Source organism: Streptomyces sp. NBC_00669 (genome assembly GCF_036226785.1).
Classification (GTDB): domain Bacteria; phylum Actinomycetota; class Actinomycetes; order Streptomycetales; family Streptomycetaceae; genus Actinacidiphila.
Window position 1 is genome coordinate 4,339,509 of sequence record NZ_CP109018.1, and the last position, 22,371, is coordinate 4,361,879.

The following is a 22,371-nucleotide window of genomic DNA, read 5'->3' on the forward strand; positions in this document are numbered from 1 at the left end:
TCGGCCCGCACCCCGGGCCCACCCGACTCGTCCGCAGAAAGGCAGTGATCGATGGCCAGCGACCTTGACCCCGGCTCCACCATCTTCTTCAACCTGACCATCGACGGCGAGAACCTGGGCACGTTCAACGGCTGCGAGGGACTCAGCTCCTCCGTCGAGATCCACCAGCACCAGGAGGGCGGCAACAACGGCTTCGTGTGGAACCTGCCCTCCCGCGTGACGTTCTCGAACATCACGCTCACCCGGCCGCTCACCAAGGACACCTCCAAGGTGGCGGCCTGGATCACGTCCATCACCACCGGGGTGACCCGGCCCACCGCGCAGATCGCCGCGCTGCGCGCGGACGGCTCGATCGTCGCCCGCTGGGGGCTGATCGACGTGCTGCCGGTGAGCTGGCGCGGCCCGTCGCTCGACCCGTCGAGCCCGTCGGTGGCCACCGAGGTGCTGGAGATCGCGCACCACGGCTTCACGGACGCGGGGGCGGCGTAGATGGCGAGCAGCAGCGGCGGCGCGGGCAAGAGCCTGGTACGGGCCTCGCTCGCCATCCACCAGGCGCCGATCGGCTACAGCACCACACCCGGCGGGCTGATCAAGACCTTCGACTTCGACTTCAACCCCTCGGAGCTGTCGCTCAGCCGGCGCGCGCAGTGGAAGACCACGCCGACCGCCGCCGTGCGGGACGGCGCGGTACCGGAGTTCATGGGGCCCGAGCCGCGCGAGCTGTCGGTCGAGGTCTTCCTGGACCGCTCCGACGACCCGAACAGCAACGACGTGCGCAAGAACGTGGAGGCGCTCTTCTCCTGCTGCGAGGTGACCTCCGCGAGCATCGAGGCGAAGCAGCCCTCGACGCCGTGGGTGGTCTTCCAGTGGGGGTCGTTCTCCACCGCCCGGTTCACCGCGTACGTCAGCTCGGTGGACGCGTCGTACACCCTCTTCGGCACCACCGGCGTGCCGATCCGGGCCACCTGCCGGCTCCAGCTGAACGAGATCCCGAGCAACACCCTCGGCCAGAACCCGACCTCCGGCGCGCTCACCGCCCGCCGGGTGCACCGGGTGGTGGCCGGCGACTCGCTCCAGTTCCTGGCCTGGCGGGAGTACGGCGACGCCACCGTCTGGCGGGCGATCGCCGAGAGCAACGACATCGACGACCCGACCCAGCTGGTGCCGGGCACCGAACTCATCCTGCCGGCAGCCGAGGAGGTCGGCCTGCGATGACCAAGATCGGCTACTCCAACGTCCTGCACGTCACCATCGCCGGCCGGCCGCTGCTGCCGTACCACGCCACGCTGCTGGTCGGCGGCTGGGTGGACTTCGGCGTGGGGGTGCCCGGCGCGTTCCAGCTCACCTTCCGCGACCCGAAGCGGAAGCTGCTCGGCGAGGCGGGCGCCAAGATCGGCGCGGACGTGGTGCTGGCGCCGGTCTCCGACGGCCAGGGCGCGCAGTCCCCGCTGCTCACCGGCGAGATCACCGGCCTGGAGACGGACTACGACGGCACCGGCACGTTCAGCGTGATCCGCGGCTACGACCTCGGGCACCGGATGCTGCGCCAGCGCCGGGTGGTCGCCTACCGCAACATGACCGCCTCGGACATCGCCCGCAAGCTGGCCGGCCAGGACAAGGTCCCGATCGGCCAGGTCCAGTCCACCAGCACGCTCTACGAGTTCATCACCCAGGCCAACGTCACCGACTGGGACTTCCTGAACCGGCTCGCGGACGAGAACGACATGGTGATGTCCCTGAGCTCCAAGGGGAAGTTCCAGTTCGTCAAGCCCGACCCGGCGTCGGGCGCTCCCCCGGTGAGCACGCCGAGCGACAAGAGCCCGTACGTCCTGGAGGCCGGCGTCGACATCCTGCGCTGCCGGGCGGCGGTGACCTCCGCCGACCAGGTGGCCCGGGTCGAGGCGCGCGGCTGGGACGTGACGACCAAGCGCGACCTGGTCGGGCGGTCCACGGCCGCGGACAACCCCGGCATCAGGATCGGCACCAGCCCGGCCGCGGCGGTCGCCGCGTTCGGGACCGCGACGCTCGTCGAGACCGACATCCCGTACGACAAGCAGGGCGAGGTGAAGAACGCCGCCGACTCGCTGGCCGCCGACGTCACCGGCTCGTTCGCCGAGCTGGAGGTGACCGTCCACGGGAACCCGAAGCTGCGGCCCGGCGTCCCGGTCGCCCTCGCCGACGTCGGCACGCCCTTCGAGGGCAAATACACGGTGACCGCCGCCCGCCACACCTTCGGCGAGGGCCGGCACTACGAGACCTGGCTGACCGTCAGCGGCCGGCAGTGGCGCTCGCTGTACGGGCTCGCCTCCGGCGGGTCCGGCGGGTCCGGCGGCGGCGCGGGCGCCGCAAGGCTGCCGGGGGTCGCCAACGCCCTGGTCACCGACATCAAGGACCCGCTCAAGCAGGGCCGGGTCAAGCTGCGGTTCCCGTGGCTCGACGACACCTACGTCAGCGACTGGACCAGGACCGTGCAGTTCGGCGGGACCAGCGGCGGCGGGCTGATCGGCCCGGACGTCGGCGACGAGGTGCTGGTGAGCTTCGACCGCGGCGCCCTGGACCACCCGTTCGTGATCGGCGGGCTCTACAACGGCAAGGACAAGCCCGGCACCGTGGACGTCCCGCCGTACGACGGGACGTCCGGCAAGGCCGTGCGGCACACGCTGGCCGACCGCAGCGGCAACCGGCTGGACCTGCTCGACCAGCGGACCGGCGGCAAGCGCGGGGTGCGGCTGAGCTCCGGCGACAACCGGCTGGTGGTCAACCTGGACCGCACCCGCACCGAGATCACCGTGGACAGCAAGGGCTCGGTGAGCATCAAGGGCACCCGGTCGGTGTCGATAGAGGCGGGCGGGAGCCTGTCGCTGAAGGCGGGCGGGAACCTGTCGCTCAAGAGCGGCGGGGTGCTCAACATCGAGGCGTCCACCATCAGTGCCCGCTCGCTGGGTGCGGTCGCCATCAACGCGCTGGCCGCGCTGGAGCTGAACGCGGTGGGCGTCACGACAGTGTCCGGCGAGGGCGCGCTCATGCTCAGCTCGCCGCTGGACGTCACGGTGGACGGCACCAGTGTCATGCTGCTGGGTGTGGTCACCGCCAACGGGATGCCGGTGGTGTGATGGCAGAGCAATTCGTCGGTACCGGCTGGGCGTTCCCGCTGCGGATCGGCCCGGGCGGCGGCATCGCCATGGTCAGCGGGCAGCAGGAGGTCGAGGAGGCGATGCGGCTGGTGCTCGCCACCGCGCCGGGCGAGCGGCCGATGCGGCCCGAGTTCGGCTGCGCCATCCACGACATGGTCTTCGCGCCCGTCAACGAGGCGACCGCCGGTCGAATCCAGCACGAGGTGTATGCCAGTCTGGACCGCTGGGAGCCGCGGATCGAGGTGGAGGACGTCGAGGTCACCGCGGGGGACGGCCAGGGCGTGCTCTACATCGACGTGCGCTACTCGGTGCGGGGCACCAACAACCCGCGCAGCCTGGTCTTCCCGTTCTACACCATCCCCTCGCACGACTACCCCGACCTGCCCGATTCGTCCAGTTCCGCCGGCTTCCCCGGTTCCGCCGACTTCCCTGGCGGGTCGTCCGCGGACTCCCGGCCGGCCCCCGAAAGCGACCGCTGATGGCCCTGCCCTCGCCCAACCTCGACGACCGCCGCTTCCAGCAGTTCGTGGACGACGCCAAGCGCTACATCCAGCAGCGCGCCCCCGAGTGGACCGACCACAACGTCTCCGACCCCGGCATCACCCTGGTCGAGACGGTCGCCCACATGGCCGACCAGGTGGTCTACCGGCTCAACCGGGTGCCGGAGAAGAACCACCTCGCCTTCCTCGACCTGATCGGGATCACCCTGTTCCCGCCGACGGCCGCCCGCACCGACGTGACGTTCTGGCTGTCCGCGCCGGTGGGCGAGCCGGTCCGGCTGCCCACCGGCACCGAGGTCGCCACCGCCCGCACCGAGAGCGAGGAAGCGGTGGTCTTCGCCACCGAGGCCGAACTCACCGTGGTGCCGTGCGAGTTGGAGTACCTGGTGGTGCAGCACGGCGAGAAGGCCGCGGTGGACCGCACCTCGGACCTCGCCGAGGGCGGCGACCTGATGTGCTTCAGCGAGTCGCCGCGCCCCGGTGACTGCATGCTGCTGGGCCTGAGCTCCGCCGTCCCGCACTGCGCGGTCGCGCTGACCCTGGACAGCCGGGTCGACGGTGTCGGCGTGGACCCGCGGCAGCCGCCGCTGGTCTGGGAGGCGTGGACCGCGGACGGCTGGACTCCCTGCGAGGTCGACCGGGACGGCACCGGCGGCCTCAACCGGCCCGGCGAGGTGGTGCTGCACGTCCCCGGCGGCCACACGCTGTCCAGGACCGGGCGGCGCGAGGCGGGTTGGCTGCGCTGCCGGGTCACCGAGCCGCTGGCCGGCCAGCCCTTCTACACCACCTCGCCCACCGTCCGGTCGGTCGAGGCGTTCACCATCGGCGGCACCACCGGCGTCGTGCACGCCGAGACGGTCCGCGACGAGGTGCTGGGCGAGTCCACCGGGCTGCCCGGCCAGCGGCTGCGGCTGGCGCACTCCCCCGTGGTCGGCGACGTGCCCGCGCTGCTGCTGCAGGTCGCGGGGGACAACGGCTGGACCGACTGGGAGGCCGTCGGGCACTTCGCCGCGTCCGGCCCGTACGACCGGCACGTCACGCTCGACGCGGCCACCGGGGAGATCGCCTTCGGCCCCGCCGTCCGCGAACCCGACGGCAGCCTGCGGCAGTACGGCGCGGTGCCGCCGATGGGTGCCGCGATCCGGGTCCGCCGCTACCGCACCGGCGGCGGCCGGGCCGGGAACGTCGCGCGCGGCGCCATCCAGGTGCTGCGCAACTCCGTCCCGTACGTCGCCGAGGTGGTCAACCGCGAGGCCGCCAAGGGCGGGGTGGACAGCGAGACCGTCGAGGAGGCCAAGGCCCGCGCCCCGATCACCCTGCGCGCCCAGGACCGCGCGGTGACCTTGCGGGACTACGAGGAATTGGCCCGGCGCGCCGCGCCCGAGACCGCCCGCATCACCTGCCTGGCCGCCGACCCCGACGAGCACGGCGCCCACGCGGTGCGGGTGCTGGTCGTCCCGCAGGCGGTCACCGACCCCGGCGGGCGGCTGCGGTTCGAGCAACTCGTCCCGGACGACGCCCTGCTGGAGCGGATCACCGACTACCTCGACGACCGGCGGCTGATCGGCACCCGGCTCGCGGTCGGCCCGCCCTACTACCAGGGCGTGACCGTGGTGGCCACGCTGCACGCCTTCCGCGGCACCGACACCGAACTGGTCAGGCAGCGCGCGCACGACGCCCTCTACCGCCACCTGGACCCGCTCACCGGCGGGGCCCGCGGCACCGGTTGGGCCTTCGGCCGCCCGGTGCAGGCCGGCGAGGTCTTCGCGGTGCTGCAGCGGGTGCCGGGCGTGGAACTCGTCGACCAGGTGCTGCTGCACCCGGCCGACCCGCTCACCGGCAAGCGCGGCGACCCGACCGAGCGGATCGACCTCGAACCGCCGTCCCTGGTCTTCTCCTTCGACCACCGGGTGCGCGTGATCGGGGGCCAGGAGTGACCGCGGCGGCGGACCTGGGGCAGGTGGCGCCCGGCGGGCGCGGCTCGATCGACGGGCTCGGCTCGTCCTCGCCGCTGGGGGCGATGCTGCCCGCCGTCTTCGCCGAGGACGACCTCGCCCAGCGCTTCGTCGCCGGGCTCGACGAGGTGCTCGCCCCGATCCACAACGTGCTGGACTGCCTGGACTCGTACTTCGCGCCGTCGCTGGCGCCCGCGGACTTCACCCGCTGGCTCGGTGACTGGGTGGGCGCGGAGACCGACGGCGTGGAGGACATCGCCGCGCTGCGCCGGGCCGTCGCCGCCGCCGCGCACCTGCACCGCATCCGCGGCACCCGGCGCGGCCTGGCCGAGGTGGTACGGCTCGCCTTCGGCGTGGAGCCCGAGATCAGCGAGAGCGGCGCCGTGGCCTGGAACGCCAGGCCCCTCGGCCCGGTGCCCGGCGAGCGCCGCCCGCACCTGCACATCTCCATACGGCTGCCCGACCCGCACCCCTCCGACCAGGTGCGGCTGGACCGCCTCGTCGCGGCGGCCCGCCCCGCTCACATGCCCTACACGGTCCAGGTGACCGCGGTTGAAAGGACCTCCGAAGGTGACCGGACGAAGCTATGACGCCGAGCCGCCCCGGCCGCGGGCGCGGACCTGCGCGGAGTGCGGCACGCAAGCGGGTCCCGACCAGTCGTTCTGCGACGGGTGCGGGGCAGTGCTCGGCTGGGCGGAGCCGCCGGCCGCAAGCTCCGCGCGGCGCCCGTCCGAGGCGCCGCTGAGCGCGGCGGCCGGTCCCGCGCCGGCTCCCGCCGCGGCGGGAGCCGGCGCGGGCGCGGGACCGCTGCCGCCGGCGGCGAGCGAGGGCGCGGGTGCGGCGGGCGCCGGCGGCTTCCCGCCGCCGTCCTCCGGCGGCGGCTCGCCGTACGCCCCGCCGGGGTCCGGCGCGGGTTCGGGCGCGGGCGCGGGCCGTCCGGGAGCCGAGGGCGCGGGGCCGATGCCGCCGCGCGCGGGCGAGGGGACCGGCGGCCGCGGCTTCGGCGGCGGCGCGGGACAGGACGTGATCGAGGACCCGGGCGCCAAGTCCGCGGCGCCGATCGGCGGGACGGGTGGCGGCCAGGAGTCGTGGGGCGAGGTGCCACGGCAGGGGCAGCCCCCGGTCGCCGAGTGGCAGGCCGCGGCCGCCGGGCCGGCCCCGGACGCGGGTGCGGGTGCGGGCGTCCCGGGCCCGGGCCCAGGTCCAGGTCCAGATGGTCCGGGTGCCCGTACGGACCCCATGGAAGACACCCTGGAGCAGCCGCCCGCCACCGACCCGCAGTACCCGCAGGCGCAACCGCCCGCCACCGACCCGCAGTACCCGCAGGCGCAACCGCCCGCCACCGACTCGCAGTACCCGCAGTACCCGCAGGCACAGCAACCGCCGCAGCCCCAGCAACCGCCGCAGTCGCCCTCCGCCGAGGAGCGGGCCCGTGCCCTGCTCATCCCGGTCGCCGACCCGCAGCAGCGGCCGGCGGCGGCCCCGTCGGTGGGCGCGGTCATGCCCGGCCGTCCGGTCGCGGCGCGGCCCCTGGTCCGTACGCCCGGCGAACTGCCCGACGACGACGGCCCGGCGGGCTGCCCCTGGTGCCAGACCGGCAACCGCGTGGAACGGCACTTCTGCCGGCGCTGCGCGATGCCGATGTCGGGGCGGCCGCAGGACGACCTGGTCCGCCGGCCGTGGTGGCGGCGGCTGCTGGACTTCTTCCGCCGGCGGGAGACCCCGTGGGCCGGGGACCGGCCGCGGCTGGGCCGCAACCTGGGCCGGGTGGTGACCTGGCTGGTCGGCGCGGGCGCCGCCGCGCTGGTGGTGGTGGGCGCGATGCACATCGACGACGGGGTGCGGGCGACGCAGGACCACTTCGCCAAGCGGGCCTCGGTCGTCCCCGACTCCATGTCGGCGTCGCACTCCTACCCGGGCCACGGGCCGAAGCTGGCGTTCGACGAGTACAACAACACCTGGTGGGGGCCGGGCATCTCGGAGTCCGGGGCCGGGGAGTGGCTGGAGGCGAAGTTCATCCAGCCGGTGCACCTGCTGGACCTCGTCATCACCCCGGGTGAGTCGACCCAGCCGGCCGACCTGCAGAAGTCCGCGGAGCCGCACCAGCTCGACGTCACCGTCACCACCGCCGACGGCCGCACCATCGTCCGCCACATCACCCTCGACCAGGGCAGCGGCGGCCAGACCGTCTCCTTCCGCGCCACGAAGGTCACCTCGGTCCGGTTCACCGTGCGCTCCTCCTACGGCATCGACAAGAAGAAGCAAGTGGCCATCGCCGAGATCGAGTTCTTCGGCCCGAAGCACTCCAACTGACGGCCGCCCGCAAGCCGACGGGCCCGCCCCCCGCCCGGGGGCCGGGCCCGTCCGCGCGCCAGCCGCCGCCCGGGACCACCGACGTCCGCGCACCCGCCCCCGCCCGTACGCGCGCCGTCCGGCCCACCGGCCACAGCACCCACCGGCCACGCACCCTCCGGCCCGCCGGCCCACCGGCCGCGCACCGTCACTGCGACGGCAGCGGCCTGCGCAGCAGATACGCCGCCACGGTGCCCGACATCGCGATCACGCACGCCACGAAGATCAGGCCGGCGCTGCGCAGTCCCACCCCCACCGCCACCGCGCCGATGCCCACCACCGGCAGCGCGATCCCGACGTAGGCGGCGACGAACAGCGCCGAGATCGTCGCGCCGCGCTGCTCCGCGGGCGCGACCCGGCTCACCGTGGCCACCGCGCCGCGGAACGCCAGGCCCTGGCCGACACCGCTGACCACCGCGCCCGCGACGAGCAGGCCCAGCGACTCCGCCAGCAGCGAGCAGCCGATCAGCACCAGACCCGCCATCAGCACCAGGCAGCCGAGCGGCAGGGAGCGCGCGGCGCCGAACCGGCCCATCAGCGACTGCCCGACCATCGAGGCGAGGAAGACAGACAGCACCACCGCCCCCGAGACCGCGAGGTTGTGCACGCCCAGGTACTCGGCGACGAACGACGGGGCGACCGCGGTGAACAGGCCCAGCACGGAGAACCCGGCGAACGCGGCGAGCGCGGCGGGCGCGAAGACACCCCGCACCTGGGCCGGCACCGCCATGCCCTGCGGGCGCAGCCGGGGCCGCGGATCGCGGCGGCGCACCGTCTCCGGCAGCCGCCAGACGATCGCGCAGCTGACGGCGAGCAGGCCCAGGTGGACCAGGTACGGCAGCCGCAGCGGGTAGGGCGCGTACTGCGCCAGCACCCCGGCGAGCATCGGCCCGCAGCCCAGCCCGCCCATGTTGGCGGCCGTCGCGGCGAGCGCGGCCCGCCCGCGCTGGGCGGGCGCGGCCAGTTCGGTGACCGCGGCGGTGCCGGCGCCGCTGAACAGGCCGGCCGAGAAGCCCGACAGCAGCCGCCCGACGAACAGCAGCGGCAGCCCGCCCTCGGACACGAAGCACACCGCGCTCAGCGCGGAGAAGCCGAGCCCGGCCAGCAGCACCGGACGGCGGCCCAGCAGGTCGGAGAAGTCGCCGGCGATCAGCAGCGCGGTGATCACCCCGCAGGCGTAGACGGCGAAGACCACGGTCACCATGAACTCGGAGAACCCGAGTTGCTGACGGTAGAGCCCGTACAGCGGCGTCGGCAGGGTGGTCCCCGCCATGCCCACCGCGAACACCACGGCGGCCAGGGCGTACCAGGGCCGGACGGGGCGCGCTCCGGCGCCGGGGGTCGTCATGCTCACAACCTAGGCCCGCGCCCGGCGCCAGGGCCGTCGCCGCCACCGCCCGCGCGCCGCGGACGGGTGCCGGGGATGCCGCCATGTTCACGCAACATCCCTGTCGTAATCCGCCTGCATGGTTGTTCCTTGAGTCGGCGTGAAGATCGTCGGCCGGACAGGGCGACGACGGGAGACGCGAGATGACGTTCAGCCGCAGACGACTGCTCGGTGCCGGTGGCGGCCTCGCCTTCACCGGCGCGCTGACCGCGGCGTGCGGGTCCGACACCGGGCGGGGCGACGGCGGGGGCGGCAAGGGGGGCGAGGTCACCCTCCAGCAGTGGTACCACCAGTACGGCGAGGCGGGCACCGAGCAGGCCGTCCGCCGGTACGCCGCCGCGTACCGCCCGGCGAAGGTGAAGGTGCAGTGGCGGCCCGGCGACTACGACCAGCAGACCGCCGCGGCGCTGCTGACCTCCTCGGGCCCGGACGTCTTCGAGGGCAGCCCGACGCTGGACCAGATCCAGGGCGGCCAGGTGGCCGACCTCACCGACCTGGTGGCCGCGGTGAAGGACGACTTCAACCCGGCGGTGCTGGCGCCGAAGACGTACGACGGGAAGATCTGGGGCGTCCCCCAGGTCATCGACATGCAGATGCTCTACTACCGCAAGAGCCTGCTCGCCGACGCGCACGTCCAGCCGCCGACCAGCCTGGACGAACTGATCGACGCGGCCGGCGCCTTGACCACGAAGAAGGTCAAGGGCCTGTTCCTCGGCAACGACGGCGGCGCCGGGGTGCTGGGCGGCACCCCGCTATACGCCGCCGGGTTGAGCCTGGTCACCGCGGGCGGCCAGGTCGGCTTCGACGACCCGGCCGCCGCCCGCACCCTCGGCAAGTTCCACCACCTGTACGCCGACAAGTCGCTGCTGCTGGGCGCGCCGGCCGACTGGTCCGACCCGTCGGCCTTCGTCCAGGGGCTCACCGCGATGCAGTGGTCCGGGCTGTGGGCGCTGCCCGCGGTCCAGAAGGCGCTCGGTGACGACTTCGGGGTGCTGCCGTTCCCCGCGGACGGCGCGGCAGGCAAGCCCACGGTGCCGGTCGGCGCGTACGGCTCGGCCGTCAACGCGCGCGGCAAGCACCAGGCCGATGCCAAGGCGTACGTGAAGTGGCTGTGGGTCGACCGCACCGACTACCAGGAGGACTTCGCGCTCTCCTACGGCTTCCACATCCCGGCCCGGATCTCGCTGGCGAGGAAGGCGGCCAAGCTGCGCCAGGGCGCGGCGGCCGACGCCGTGTCGTACACCACGGACCACGGCTACGCCCAGCCGCTGTTGTGGACGCCGGCCAGCCAGACCTCGTACCAGGACGCGCTGAGCCGCATCATCAAGGACGGCGCGGACCCCGGCTCGGAGCTGAAGGCGGTGGTCCGCACGACCGCCGCGGAGCTCCAGCGGGTGCGGAAGAAGCCGTGAGGCACCGCACGCTGTGGTTCTGGGCGTTCGTCGGACCGTTCGCCGCCGGGCTGGCGCTGTTCACCTACGTTCCGCTGCTGTGGAGCGTGTACCTGAGCTTCTTCGACGCGCACAACACGGTCTCCCCGCACCACTTCGTGGGCCTGGACAACTACGCGTCGATGCTCCGCGACCGGGCGTTCACCGACAGCCTGGGCACGTTCGGGCTGTTCGCGCTGCTGATCGTGCCCGCCACCTTCGCGCTGTCGCTGGGCCTGGCGCTGATGGTCAACCGGCTGCGATACGCCCGGGCGTTCTTCCGCTCGGTGTTCTTCCTGCCGACCGCCTGCTCCTACGTGGTGGCCGCGCTGATCTGGAAGATGTCGATCTTCAACGGGGTGCGGTTCGGCCTGGCCAACACCGTGCTCGGCTGGTTCGGCGCCGACCAGGTCGCGTGGCTGTCCACCACCCACCCGCCGTGGTACTGGCTGGTGATCGTGACCGTGCGGCTGTGGCTACAGGCCGGCTTCTACATGGTGCTCTTCCTGGCCGGCCTGCAACGCATCCCGGCGCCGCTGTACGAGGCGGCCGCCGTGGACGGCGCGCGGCCCGGCTGGCAGGTCTTCCGGCACATCACCTTCCCGCAGCTGCGGGCCACCTCCGTGGCGGTGGCGCTGCTGCTGGTCATCAACGCGTTCCAGGCGTTCGACGAGTTCTACAACCTGCTCAGCGACTCCCGCGGCTACCCGCCCTACGCCCGGCCGCCGCTGGTCTACCTCTACTACCTCGCGCTCGGGCAGGGGCAGAACCTCGGTGAGGGCAGCGCGGGCGCGGTGATCCTCGCGCTGATCATCGCGGTGGTCACCGTCGGCCAGGCGCGCTGGTTCGGGCTGGGCAGGAGGGAGGACTGACGTGGACAAGGCCCTGCTCGCCCTCGGGCGCGCGATACGCGTGGTGCTGCTGGTGGTGCTCGCGCTGCTCTTCCTGATCCCCTTCTACCTGCTGGTGCGCAACGGGCTGTCCACCGAGCAGGACATCACCTCGCCGGAGTGGACCTTCTTCCCGGCCCACCTGCACTGGTCCAACGTCACCGAGGTCTTCGACGACCCGGCGCTGCCGATGGCCCACGCGCTGCTCACCTCGGCGCTGATCGCGGTCACCACCACCGTCGGCACGGTGCTGCTGGCGTCGCTGGCCGGCTACGGCCTGGCCCGTATCCCCTACCGGTACGCCGACCAGGTCTTCTACGCGATCCTCGGCACCATGATGGTGCCGGCGGCCGTCACCTTCCTGCCGAGCTTCGTGCTGGTCTCCTCGCTCGGCTGGATCTCCACGCTGCGCGGCCTGATCATCCCGACGCTCTTCTCCGCGTTCGCCTGCTTCGTCTTCCGGCAGTACTTCCTCGGCTTCCCCGGCGAGTTGGAGGACGCCGCGAAGGTGGACGGGCTGGGCTACTGGCGGACGTACTGGCGGATCGTGGTGCCCAACTCGCGGCCGGTCTTCGCGGCGGTCGCCACGATCGTCTTCATCGGCGCCTGGAACTCCTTCCTGTGGCCGCTGGTGATCGGGCAGGACCAGTCGACGTGGACCGTCCAGGTCGCGCTGTCCACCCTGACCACCGCCCAAGTGGTCAACATCCACGAGCTGTTCGCCGCGTCGGCGGTGTCGATCCTGCCGCTGCTGCTGGTCTTCCTGCTGCTCCAGCGGCACATCGTGGCGGGTGTCGAGCGCTCCGGCATCGACGACTGACGCCCTGGGCATCATTCCCCTGAACCACCGGACCCCCTTCACCAACAGCGCCCGACCCCTCACTCTGCGCCCACGCGGCGCCCCGCCGGAGCCGCCGCCGCGGGGCGGGCCCGCGGTGGTGTGGGATCGCTCACGTGGGCCCCGGGCGCCCGGCGGCGATCGGGGGCCGGATCGGCAGGCGGGGCCCGGGATTTGCGCGCCCCGGGCGGCACCCGGTCTTCACCGCGGGGAGGCGGGGAGTTTCGACCGGCTATAGGGAGACGTGCCCCTAGTGTCGTACTTTGCCTGGAGGCCAGAAGGTACGAAACGGGCCCCCGACGAGGGCCCCGGAGGGAGCGACCGTGTCGGAACGGAGAATTCCGGCGCCCTCGGGGCCCGGTGCGTCGCGCGGCCTGAACCGCCGGGCGCTGCTTCAGGCGGCCGGCATGGGGGCCGGGGTGCTCGCCGCCGGCGCCGCCACGGTGGGACGGGTGGTCGCGGCGACCAACACGTCGGACAGCGCGGCGCCCGCGCCCGCCGCCGACCTGCCGCTCACCGGCGGGCCGGACTTCCCGATCGGCCTGTACTGGCCGCCGCACCCGTACCAGACCACCCTCGCCCGCTACCGGGAGATCACCGACGCGGGCTTCACCTTCCTGATCACCGGCAACTACCAGCTCGACGAGGCCAGCGCGAACCAGGCGCTGGGCATGGCCGACCAGGTGGGCCTGAAGGTGCTGGTCGCAGGGGACCCGCGGGTGAGCGTGGTCGCGCAGCACATGACCGTCACGGACGACCGCAGCGTGCCGACCTCGATCACCACCGCCGACGCCACCGAGTGGATACGGTCGGCCACCGGCAGCTACGCGCGCCACCCGTCGTTCGCCGGACTCAGCCTCTACGACGAGCCCGGCACCGACCGCTTCCCCACCGTCGGCGCGCTGACCGGCATCGTCCGCACGGCCACCCCCGGCCTGCTGCCGTACGCCAACATCAACCGCGGCAACGGCGCGCACTACACCCGCTTCGTGCAGAGCTACCTCGACACGGTCAAGCCCGCACTGATCTCCTTCGACCGCTACCCGTTCCTCACCGAGGGCCTGGACACGGACTACTTCGAGACCTGGGCGATCGTCCGCAAGGCCGCGATGGCGGCGGGCGTCCCGGCCTGGACGTACATCCAGTCCGCCGGCTTCAACGGTCATGTCACGCCGACGGCCGCGCAGATGTCCTGGCAGGTGAACGTGAGCCTGGCGTACGGCTGCAAGGGCATCCAGTACTTCACCTACTGGACCCCCGACCCGGCCCGCGGCGAGGGCTACACCCAGGCCCTGATCACCGCCGACGGCGAGCGCACCCCGCTCTACGACGCCGCCACCGCGCTGAACACCGGCTGGCTCCAGCCGGTCGGCCGCCAACTCAAGCCGCTCGTCTCGGAGTCCGTGCAGCACCTCAACGACGCCCCGGCGCCGACCGGCACCACGCCGTTCGCGCCCGGCGCGCACCTCACGAGCGCCACCGGCGACCCGGCGATCCTCGGCGTCTTCAAGGGCGCCACCGACGACGGCACCCGCCACCTGCTCGTCGTCAACCGCGACCCGGACTCGTCGGCCACCCTACGGATCGGCCTGAACGCGTCGACGGTGGAGGCGGTCTCCCGCTTCGACCCGTCCACCGCGACCTATCCGCGGGCGAGCCGCCCGGCGGACCTCTCCCTCACCCTCGACGGCGGGGCCGCCGCCCTGTACCGGCTGTCGCCGCACCGGTCGTCCTGACCGCCGCGGGGCCGCCGGGGGCGGGTACGGGCGCTCCCGCGGATCGCCGGCCGGCCTCAGGAGGAGGTGAGCGCGGCCGCGCGGCGGAGCTTCAGCGTGTTGTCGCGGCGCATCCGGGTACGGCCCTCGGGGTCGGTGAACTCGCGCTCGTACTCGGTGGCGACCAGGAGTTCCCACCCGCCGGGCGGCAGCTCCAGGCTCGCGTGGACCTCCTCCGGGGTGGGGAAGTGCACGTCGAGGTCCGGGGGTTCGTCCCCCGCGGGCCAGCCCGCGTGCCCGACGACCAGCAGCACCCCGCCGGGGGCCACCGCGGCCGCCGCCGACCGGAGGATCTCCTCGCGCGGCATCTCGACCGGTGAGTGCAGGAAGTGCGCGGACACCAGGTCGAAGCGGCCGGCCGGGAAGTCCACGGCCAGGTCGTGCCGGCGCCACTCCACCCGGTCGGCCACCCCGGCCCGCTCGGCGTGGCCGGCCGCGCGCTCCAGCGCCCGCCGGGAGACGTCCGTCCCGACCACCCGCCAGCCCTGCCCGGCCAGCCAGATCGCGTCCCCGCCCTCCCCGCACCCCAGGTCGAGTGCCGTACCCGGCGCCAGTCCGGTCACCTCGCGGACCAGCGCCACGTTGGGCCGGCCGCTCCAGATCCGTTCCGTGCCGCCGTACCGCTCGTCCCAGTACTCCTCCGCCGATGCCACCTCGCCCATCCGGACGGCTCCTCTCCCTGTCGCGAGCACCGCTTCCGGTGCACCGCCGAGCATGGGTCGCCCTCTGCCGTAACGCCAAGCTTCGTTGCCGGAACGGCAAGCAGGGTGGGAGGGGTGCGCGGGATCGGGGAAGGGATCGCCGGGACGAGGAGCGCACGAGGACGCGCGGAGACGTACGGCTGCGGCGAGCGATCAAGGGCAGACGGTTCCGCAGCAGCCCGCCCGGCCGCCGCGGCCGAAGCGGAACCCGGAACCAGGACGAAGAGGTGGACGCGTGAGCGGCTTGAGGGTGACGACCACGGCCGAGGTCTCGATGGAGCTGAGCACCTACGACGCCGATCGGCAGCGCGAGATCCACGAGGCGCTGGACCGGCTGGCGGACGCCTCCGCCCAGGGCGCGGGCACGCCCGACGGGGTGGGGCGGCGCGCGGAGCTGCTGCCCGGGATGGCCTTCCACTGGGTGGTGCTGGAGGCGCCCCGGCTGGCCATCGTCTGGCAGATCGTCCTACGGAGCTGACCTGGGCGTTCGGCGCTCCGCCGCCCTTCAGGACGGGTCGTCGTTGAGGTGGTCGACCAGGCGGAACAGGGCGGGGAGCGCGGCGCGTACGGCGTCGCGGTCGGCGTCGTCGAGGGCGCCGAGCGCGCTGTCGAGCCGCCGCTCGTGGGCCCGGGTCCACGCGGCGAGCTGCTCGCGGCCGGCGTCGGTGAGCGCGACGGCGGCGGCGCGCCGCTCGCCGGGGTCGACGTCCCGGGTGACCAGGCCGGACGTGATCATCTGGCCGACCAGGCCGCTGACCGTGCTGTTCGCCAGCCGCTGCCGGGTGGCCAACTCGCTGACCCGGGCCGGCGAGCGCTCGGCCAGCACCTGGAGGAGTTCGACCTGCGCCATCGGCAGGGTCTCCCACGGGTAGTCGGTGCGGATCGACGCCCGCAGGGCGCGGCGCAGCCGCGTCACGGCCTCGGTGAGCCGGCGGGCGTCCGAGGCGTCACCGGACGCGGCGAGTTCGGGGGTCGGCTGCGACGACATGGCCCAAGCCTACGGCGCGGGCCGGTGGTTCGGATCGCCGTGCCCGGAAGGAAGCACGCCATCGGCACACCCGGGTACGGCGCCCGGCGCGCCGCACCCGCGCGCCCGGCCGGAACCGCCGCCCGCCACTCCTCAGCGCCGCGGCGCGCCCTCGCCCGGCGCCCTCCCCGCGCAAGCGGAACCGCCGCGCGCCCCGTCCGCATCCCCGGCCTCGTTTCCGTTTCCGTCCGGGCGCCGGCCCGGCGGCCGCGGGCCGAACCACGCGGCGGCCACCGCCACCGCCGCGGCCGCCACCAGGACCGCCGCCGCCCAGCGCGCCGCGCCCGTACCGCCGGCGAGGGCGCCGCCCGCGGGGCCGTACCGCTCGCCGAGGTGCAGCGCGAGGGTGACCAGGGCGACGCCGAGTGCGGTGCCCAGCCCGCGCGCCATGTTGACCAGGCCGCCGCCGGTGCCGGAGGACCGGCGCGGGATGGCCGCCATGATCATCGCGTTGTTCGCCGGGGTGAAGGTGCCCAGACCCAGGCCGACGACGGCGAGCACCACGGCCAGCAGGCCCGCGGTCAGCGGAACCACCAGCAGCGCGGCCGTCGCGGCGGTCAGCACGCCCGCGCCCAGCACGCACCGGCCGCGGTCGGACAGCCCGCGCGGCAGGACCCGGTCGCCGCCGGTCGCGGCGGCCGCGAACCCGGCCGGGAGCGCGGTGAGCACCAGCCCGGTGATCAGCTCGGACGAGCCGGACCCGGTGAGCACGACGGGCACCAGCACCAGGGGCCCGAAGAGCACCAGATACCCGCTGAGCGCGCCGACCAGCCCGAGGGAGACCGTACGGCCGCGGACCAGCGCGAGGTCGAGCAGCGGGGTACGCGCCCGGCCCTGCCGCACCACGAATCCCCAGCCCGCCGCTGCCGCCACCGCGAACAGCGCCACGACCGCCCAGCCCGGCACCGGCAGGCCCGAGGCCGCCGACACCCCCAGCAGGCCGCCGCCCGTCGCGGCGGCGAGCAGCGCGAGCCCGGGCCAGTCGAAACCGCCGCTGCCGCGCCGCTCCCTGGTCCGCGGCAGCAGGTAGTGCCCGGCGACCAGCGCGAGCACGCCGATCGGGACGTTCACCCCGAACACCCAGCGCCAGCCCAGCGTCGAGACCAGCACGCCGCCGACCGTGGGCCCCAGCGCCAGGCCCAGCGCCTGGGCCGCCGCCTGCACGCCCAGCGCGGCCCGCATCCGCTCGCGCGGCGCGCTCGTGGTCACCAGCGCCACGCTGTTGGCCTGCATCAGCGCGGCACCCACCGCCTGCACACCGCGGAACACCACCAGCATCAGCAGCGAGGGGGCCAGCCCGCACACCGCCGAGGCCGCCGTGAACACGGCGAACCCGTAGAGGTAGAGCAGCTTGCGCCCGTGCGCGTCCGACAGCCGTCCGGCCGGCACCAGCAGGGCGATCAGCACCAGCAGATAGGCCAGGGACACCCACTCCACGGCGGCCGGCGAGGCGTCGAACCGCTGCCGCAGCCCGCCGTAGGTGAGCGTCACGATGCTCGCGTCGAGCTGCCCCATGAACGCGCCGAAGCAGACGGTCGCGACGGCCAGCCGCCATGCGTACGGGCGGCCGCGCACCGCGTCCGGCCGGGCCCGCTCGTGCAGCAGCAGCGCCGGCCAGCGCGTACGCCCGTCCACCGGCCGGGTCCCCGCACGCGTCGTCATACGGCCGAGCATACATCGGTCACCGAACTGTTCGGAGACCGTCCTTGGCCGGGGCCGCGGCGGCTACCCTCGGCGGATGAGCGGTACGTGGGAGCCGGCGGCCACCGGCGTGCTGAGGCTGCCGTCCGGGCGGCTGGTGCGCGGCCGGGGGCTGCGCAACGCGCTGCCCGAGGGGCCGCCGCCGGACTTCGCCGTCCATCTGCTCGGGCGCCGGCCGCCGCCGGTGGAGTGGGAGGCGCGGTGGGTGCGCTGGCCGGACTTCCGGCTGCCGTCGGACCGTACGGCGTTCGCCGAGGCACTGGCCGAGCTGTGGCGGCGGGCGGAGGACGCACGCGTGGAGATCGCCTGCGGGGGCGGGTTCGGGCGCACCGGCACCGCGCTGGCCTGCCTCGCGGCGCTCGACGGCGTCCCCGGCGACGAAGCCGTCGGCTACGTCCGCGCGCACTACTCCCGCCGGGCCGTCGAGACGCCGTGGCAACGCCGCTTCGTGACCGCCTTCGCCCGCTCCCGCCGGCCCTGACAACCACCCCCACCAGCTCCGACGCCCGCTCCCCCTCGGCTCCGACGCCCGCCCCCGGCAGCTCCGACACCCGCTCCCGCCGGCCTTGGCACCGAGCCCCGCACGCTCGGCTCTCCGCGTCCGGCGGCGCTGTCCGGTTACGATCCTTCGGGGAATCGAACAGTCGGACGGAGGAGAGTACGCGTGAGCAGCAAACCTGACCTGGTCGGCGTCGTCGGATCGGCCCGGGCACTGGGCTCGCTCGCGGTGCTGACCGGTGCGGCCGGGGCGCTGCCCGTGCTGCTCGGGCACACCAAGGGGCTGAGCGGCGCGGTGGTGGCCGTGATCGGGGCGCTGCTGTTCGCCATACCCTGCGCGTGGTCCGCCGGGCCGCGGCGCGCCTGGTACCGGACCCGGTTGGAGGCGGCGGTACCGGCGCCCGACGAGTCCGTGGTGACCGCGCCGGAGGAGACCTTCGAACGCGTCACCCGCCCGATGACCTCCACGGTGATCGTGTCGATCGGCGTCGGGCTGCTCATCGCGTACACCACCGGCATCCCCGCGGGGCTCGTGCTCAGCGGTGTCGGCGCGGGCATGCTGAGCCAGGCCCGGTGGGTCGCCCGGCAGGAACGCGCCCAGGGCGTACGGCTGCTCTGCCCGGCCGCCCCGAGCCGGGTCTCCGCGGACGACCCGAACCTCGCCGCGTACCAGGAAGTCCCCTTCTACACGCTGCCCCCGCGGGCCTGACCCCGGCGGAGCCGCCGCGCGCGGAACCCCGCGCGGACGCGCCCCAGGCGGACCCGACCGTCGCGGGCATGGCGTCGCCCCGGCCCCGGCACGACCGGGCCCGGGGCGACGCCGGCCGTCACTCGGAGTCGCCCGGCGCGGAGCCGCCCCCCTTCGTCCCGGTGACGATCTCGCTGATGGACTCCAGCGGCAGCTTCGGGGTGCCGTCGTCGAAGAGCAGCCCGTTGGTCTCCTGGGCGGTGTCCATGAACTGCGTGTAGCAGAAGCCCGCGACGAGCGGGCTGCGCAGAAGCGCGCCGAACATCTCCCGCAGCAGCGCCGCGTACTGGGTGTCGGAGCTGGTGTACGTGTACGCGAAGTCGCCCTCGTCGGCGCGCAGCGACAGCCCGCCGAACTCGGTGACCATCAGCGGGGCGTCGCCCGCGGCGAACCGTTCGGCCTGCGCCGCGGTGAGCGAGAGGGCACGGCCGGACGGGCCCGGGCCGGCCAGCACCGCGTCGAAGGCGGCGGCGTCGCCGTAGCGCGCGGTCAGCCGGGCCGGGTCCGCGGTGTAGTCGTGCACGCCGAGGATGTCGCTGTCGGCGTGCTCCCAGCCCTCGTTGGAGACGACCGGCCGGGTCGGGTCGAGGGCGCGGGTGAGGTTGGCGAGCGCGACCGAGAAGTGGCGCTGCGCGGGATCGCGGGCCAGGTCGGTGATGCCCCAGCTCTCGTTGATCGGGACCCAGGTGACCACGCTCGGGTGGCTGCGGTCGCGGTGGACCAGGTCCAGCCACTCCCGGGTCAGCGTCTCGACGGCCTCGCCGCAGAAGTCGTACGTCGCGGCGGTCTCGCCCCACACCAGCAGGCCGAGCCGGTCGGCCCAGAACAGGAACCGCGGGTCCTCGGCCTTCTGGTGTATCCGGGTGGCGTTGAAGCCCATCGCCTTGGTCAGCTCGACCTCGCGGCGCAGTTCCCCGGTGCCGGCGTTGGCCAGCAGGGTGCGCGGGCGGTAGCCCTGGTTGAGCACCGAACGCACGTAGTAGGGGTGGCCGTTGAGGAGGAAGGCGCCGCGCCCGACGCCGACGGAGCGCACCCCGACGTAGCTGTCCACCTGGTCCACGACGGCCCCGGCCGAGGCGCCCGCCCCGGCACCGGCCCCGGCCCCGGCCCCGGCCTCGCCCGGATCGCGCACGGTGACCCGGGCGTCCAGCAGCACCGGGTGCTCCGGGCGCCACACCAGCTGCTCCCGGTCGATGCCGTTGCGCAGCGCGGGAATCTCCACGTCGATCCGGGCCCGGCGGCCCCGGAGCACGGCCGAGGTCTCGGCGAGCACCTGGTCGCCGCGGCGGATCACCACGTCCACGGCGAGCGGGGTGGCCGGCGGGCGGGCGAGGGTCACTTCGGCGGTCACGCCGCGCGCGGGGTCGGTGGTCCACGCCAGCTCGGCGATGTGCCGCGCGGGCACCGACTCGGTCCACACGCTCTGCCAGATGCCGGTGGTCCGCTCGTACCAGACCGCGTGCGGCCGCTCCTGCCAGTCCTGCTTGCCGCGCGGTTGCGCGAGCTCGACCGGGTCGTCCTCGGCCCGGACCACCAGGACGTGCTCGGCGGCGCCGGGCCGCAGCGCGTCGGTCACGTCGGCGGTGAACGGCGCCTGCCCGCCGACGTGTTCGGCCACCAGCCGCCCGTCGAGCCACACCCGCGCGCGGTGGTCCACGGCGCCGAAGTGGATCAACGCCCGCCGGTCCGCGGCGCCTTCGGCCGGGCCGTCCGGCACGAGGACCGCGTGCGGGACCCGGCGCCGGTACCAGACGACCGGGTGCCGCCCGGTCTCGCCGACACCGGAGGCCGGCGCCTCCGGCGGGAACGGCACGGTGATCCGCCGGTCGAACGGGGCGGCGCCGTCGCCCGGACCGCCCGCCGCCGGACCGCCCGCCGCCGGACCGCCGGTCGCGAACCAGGACTCGCGCTCGCCGACCCCCGCGTCGTCATACCCGAAGTCCCACTCGCCGTCCAGACTGCTCCACTGCTCCCGGCATAGCATCGGCCGCGGATACGACCCGTCCTGCTCGCTCGCCCTCACGGCTCCTCCTTCTGCCTGCCCGGCAACGGGCGTCGTCACGACCTGGGGTCGTAAGATTCGTGTGATCAAGGTCGGCGTCCAGCTTGGGCGATAATTTGCATCGATGCAAGAGGCAGCATCCCGAGCGGACCCGACCGTTCCGACCAGAGGGGAACGCCCGGTGGCCAGAGTGAGGATGCGCGACGTCGCCGAGCACGCCGGTGTGTCGGTGCGGACCGTGTCCAACGTGGTCAGCGGATACACGCACGTCAGCGAGGCGACCCGGGCCCGGGTGCAGCGCTCGCTGGACGAGCTGGGCTACAAGATGGACTACCTCGCGCGCGGCCTGCGTTCGGGCCGCACCGGGTTCGTCGCGCTGGCCGTGCCGTTCGTGGTGGAGCCGTACTTCGCCGCGCTCGCGCAGGCCGTCATCCAGGCCGCGGCCCGGCGCGGGATCACCGTGCTCGTGGAGTCGACCGGGGGCGACCGCGAGGTCGAGCGGCGCATCCTGGCGGGCGGCCTGACCAACGTCGCCGACGGCGTGCTGTTCAGCGCGCTCACCGTGCCGGCCGCCGACGTCCCGCCCACCGGACCGGACTTTCCGCTGGTCATGCTGGGTGAGCACAATGTCGGCGACCACCTGCCGCGGGTCGGCATCGACAACGTGGCGGCCGCCCGCACCGCCGTGGAGCACCTGCTCGCGCAGGGCTGCCGGCGGATCGTCGCGCTCGGCCTGAACGGCAGCGAGAACGGCCGGCAGCGCGCCGAGGGCTACCAGCAGGCGCTCTCCGCGGCCGGCGTGCGGCGGGTGAACTGGCTGGTCGAGCCGGTCGCGGACTGGACCAGGGCGCACGGCTACGCGACCGTCCGGCGGCTGCTGGAGGGCAGCGGGCCGCTGCCCGACGCGATCTTCGCCTTCAACGACGCGCTCGCGGTGGGCGCGTTGCGCGCGCTCGACGCCTCGGGGGTGCGGGTGCCGGACGAGGTCGCGGTGGTGGGCGTGGACGACATCCCCGAGTGCGCGTACACGCACCCCCCGCTCACCTCGATCGCACCCGACCTGGACGTGATCGCCGAACGCGCGCTCAGCCTGCTGGACGCGCAGACCCGAGGCGCCGGCCGGCCGGGCGACACCGGCACCCGCACCGGAACCGGCACCGGCTCCGGCCCCGACACCACCGGTGTGACCTGCGACGACGCGGCGGACGGCGGGGACTCCGGCTGCCGGGAGGGCGCCGGGGAGGACACCTCGGAGGGCGCCCAGCACTGGGCGGGCGCCTCGGAGGCGACCCCGTTCCGGCTCGTGGTCCGCGAGTCCTCGCAGCGCCCGCCGACCGCGAAGTAGCGTCCGCCGACCGCGAAGTAGCGCGCGCCGGAAGCGAACTGGCGCGGCCCCGGCCCCGGAGCGGCACCCCGCGGCGGCGGCGCCCGCT

General features: G+C 74.3%; 20 protein-coding genes. 15 read left to right on the top strand and 5 right to left on the bottom strand.

Annotation, left to right across the window (positions count from 1 at the left end; translation table 11 throughout):
* The first annotated feature begins 51 nt into the window (after positions 1-51).
* The 7 genes from OG896_RS17880 to OG896_RS17910 all read left to right on the top strand — a co-directional run bounded on the left by OG896_RS17880 (position 52) and on the right by OG896_RS17910 (position 7,902).
* Positions 52-489, top strand: a complete 438-nt coding sequence (locus OG896_RS17880; protein ID WP_328467052.1) for a phage tail protein — start codon at positions 52-54, stop codon at positions 487-489.
* On the top strand, positions 490-1,215 hold the full coding sequence (locus tag OG896_RS17885; protein ID WP_328467050.1) for a CIS tube protein: 726 nt from the start codon (positions 490-492) through the stop codon (positions 1,213-1,215). It abuts the gene before it with no gap.
* Positions 1,212-3,113: a VgrG-related protein gene (locus OG896_RS17890; protein ID WP_329366646.1), complete on the top strand. Its 1,902-nt coding sequence runs from the start codon at positions 1,212-1,214 to the stop codon at positions 3,111-3,113. The genes OG896_RS17885 and OG896_RS17890 overlap by 4 nt, the downstream gene beginning before the upstream one ends.
* On the top strand, positions 3,113-3,613 hold the full coding sequence (locus OG896_RS17895) for a GPW/gp25 family protein (protein WP_329366648.1): 501 nt from the start codon (positions 3,113-3,115) through the stop codon (positions 3,611-3,613). Before OG896_RS17890 ends, OG896_RS17895 begins: the two co-directional genes overlap by 1 nt.
* Positions 3,613-5,571 (top strand): putative baseplate assembly protein, encoded by a 1,959-nt coding sequence (locus OG896_RS17900; RefSeq protein WP_329366650.1) that lies wholly within the window; start codon positions 3,613-3,615, stop codon positions 5,569-5,571. Before OG896_RS17895 ends, OG896_RS17900 begins: the two co-directional genes overlap by 1 nt.
* 83 nt (positions 5,572-5,654) lie before the next feature.
* Positions 5,655-6,179, top strand: a complete 525-nt coding sequence (locus OG896_RS17905; protein ID WP_329374100.1) for a phage tail protein — start codon at positions 5,655-5,657, stop codon at positions 6,177-6,179.
* Positions 6,160-7,902 carry an NADase-type glycan-binding domain-containing protein gene (locus tag OG896_RS17910; RefSeq protein WP_329366652.1) on the top strand — a complete coding sequence of 581 codons (1,743 nt, stop codon included), beginning with the start codon at positions 6,160-6,162 and terminating at the stop codon, positions 7,900-7,902. The genes OG896_RS17905 and OG896_RS17910 overlap by 20 nt, the downstream gene beginning before the upstream one ends.
* A gap of 187 nt (positions 7,903-8,089) precedes the next feature.
* Here the strand turns inward: OG896_RS17910 and OG896_RS17915 are convergent, their stop codons facing one another.
* Positions 8,090-9,289, bottom strand: a complete 1,200-nt coding sequence (locus OG896_RS17915) for an MFS transporter (RefSeq protein ID WP_329366655.1) — start codon at positions 9,287-9,289, stop codon at positions 8,090-8,092.
* A gap of 182 nt (positions 9,290-9,471) precedes the next feature.
* Here OG896_RS17915 and OG896_RS17920 point away from each other — a divergent pair, with 182 nt between their 5' ends.
* The 4 genes from OG896_RS17920 to OG896_RS17935 all read left to right on the top strand — a co-directional run bounded on the left by OG896_RS17920 (position 9,472) and on the right by OG896_RS17935 (position 14,222).
* Entirely contained in the window at positions 9,472-10,740 is a 1,269-nt protein-coding gene (locus tag OG896_RS17920; RefSeq protein WP_329366657.1) for a sugar ABC transporter substrate-binding protein, read from the top strand.
* Positions 10,737-11,630, top strand: coding sequence for a carbohydrate ABC transporter permease (locus tag OG896_RS17925; protein WP_329366659.1), 894 nt, complete (start codon positions 10,737-10,739; stop codon positions 11,628-11,630). The genes OG896_RS17920 and OG896_RS17925 overlap by 4 nt, the downstream gene beginning before the upstream one ends.
* Position 11,631: 1 nt before the next feature.
* Positions 11,632-12,468 carry a carbohydrate ABC transporter permease gene (locus OG896_RS17930; protein WP_329366661.1) on the top strand — a complete coding sequence of 279 codons (837 nt, stop codon included), beginning with the start codon at positions 11,632-11,634 and terminating at the stop codon, positions 12,466-12,468.
* Positions 12,469-12,809: 341 nt separating this feature from the next.
* The gene (locus OG896_RS17935) at positions 12,810-14,222 is read left to right on the top strand and encodes a hypothetical protein (protein WP_329366662.1); all 1,413 of its coding nucleotides are present in this window, start codon (positions 12,810-12,812) and stop codon (positions 14,220-14,222) included.
* Between the two features lie 56 nt (positions 14,223-14,278).
* Here the strand turns inward: OG896_RS17935 and OG896_RS17940 are convergent, their stop codons facing one another.
* Positions 14,279-14,923: a class I SAM-dependent methyltransferase gene (locus OG896_RS17940; protein ID WP_329366663.1), complete on the bottom strand. Its 645-nt coding sequence runs from the start codon at positions 14,921-14,923 to the stop codon at positions 14,279-14,281.
* Positions 14,924-15,197: 274 nt separating this feature from the next.
* Between OG896_RS17940 and OG896_RS17945 the strand changes: the two genes are divergently transcribed.
* Entirely contained in the window at positions 15,198-15,440 is a 243-nt protein-coding gene (locus OG896_RS17945; protein ID WP_329366665.1) for a hypothetical protein, read from the top strand.
* 27 nt (positions 15,441-15,467) lie between these two features.
* Here the strand turns inward: OG896_RS17945 and OG896_RS17950 are convergent, their stop codons facing one another.
* Both OG896_RS17950 and OG896_RS17955 read right to left on the bottom strand, forming a co-directional pair.
* Positions 15,468-15,950: a MarR family winged helix-turn-helix transcriptional regulator gene (locus OG896_RS17950; RefSeq protein ID WP_329366667.1), complete on the bottom strand. Its 483-nt coding sequence runs from the start codon at positions 15,948-15,950 to the stop codon at positions 15,468-15,470.
* Positions 15,951-16,082: 132 nt separating this feature from the next.
* Positions 16,083-17,651, bottom strand: coding sequence for an MFS transporter (locus tag OG896_RS17955; protein ID WP_329366668.1), 1,569 nt, complete (start codon positions 17,649-17,651; stop codon positions 16,083-16,085).
* 76 nt (positions 17,652-17,727) lie between these two features.
* Here OG896_RS17955 and OG896_RS17960 point away from each other — a divergent pair, with 76 nt between their 5' ends.
* Both OG896_RS17960 and OG896_RS17965 read left to right on the top strand, forming a co-directional pair.
* On the top strand, positions 17,728-18,171 hold the full coding sequence (locus OG896_RS17960) for a protein-tyrosine phosphatase family protein (RefSeq protein ID WP_329366670.1): 444 nt from the start codon (positions 17,728-17,730) through the stop codon (positions 18,169-18,171).
* Between the two features lie 183 nt (positions 18,172-18,354).
* A complete protein-coding gene (locus tag OG896_RS17965; RefSeq protein WP_328467026.1) occupies positions 18,355-18,897 on the top strand; it encodes a hypothetical protein in 543 nt (180 codons plus the stop codon).
* 118 nt (positions 18,898-19,015) lie between these two features.
* On the opposite strand, the gene OG896_RS17970 is transcribed toward OG896_RS17965, so the two are convergent.
* Positions 19,016-20,959, bottom strand: a complete 1,944-nt coding sequence (locus OG896_RS17970) for a glycoside hydrolase family 2 protein (RefSeq protein ID WP_329366673.1) — start codon at positions 20,957-20,959, stop codon at positions 19,016-19,018.
* Between the two features lie 160 nt (positions 20,960-21,119).
* Between OG896_RS17970 and OG896_RS17975 the strand changes: the two genes are divergently transcribed.
* On the top strand, positions 21,120-22,283 hold the full coding sequence (locus tag OG896_RS17975) for a LacI family DNA-binding transcriptional regulator (RefSeq protein ID WP_329366675.1): 1,164 nt from the start codon (positions 21,120-21,122) through the stop codon (positions 22,281-22,283).
* Positions 22,284-22,371 lie beyond the last annotated feature (88 nt).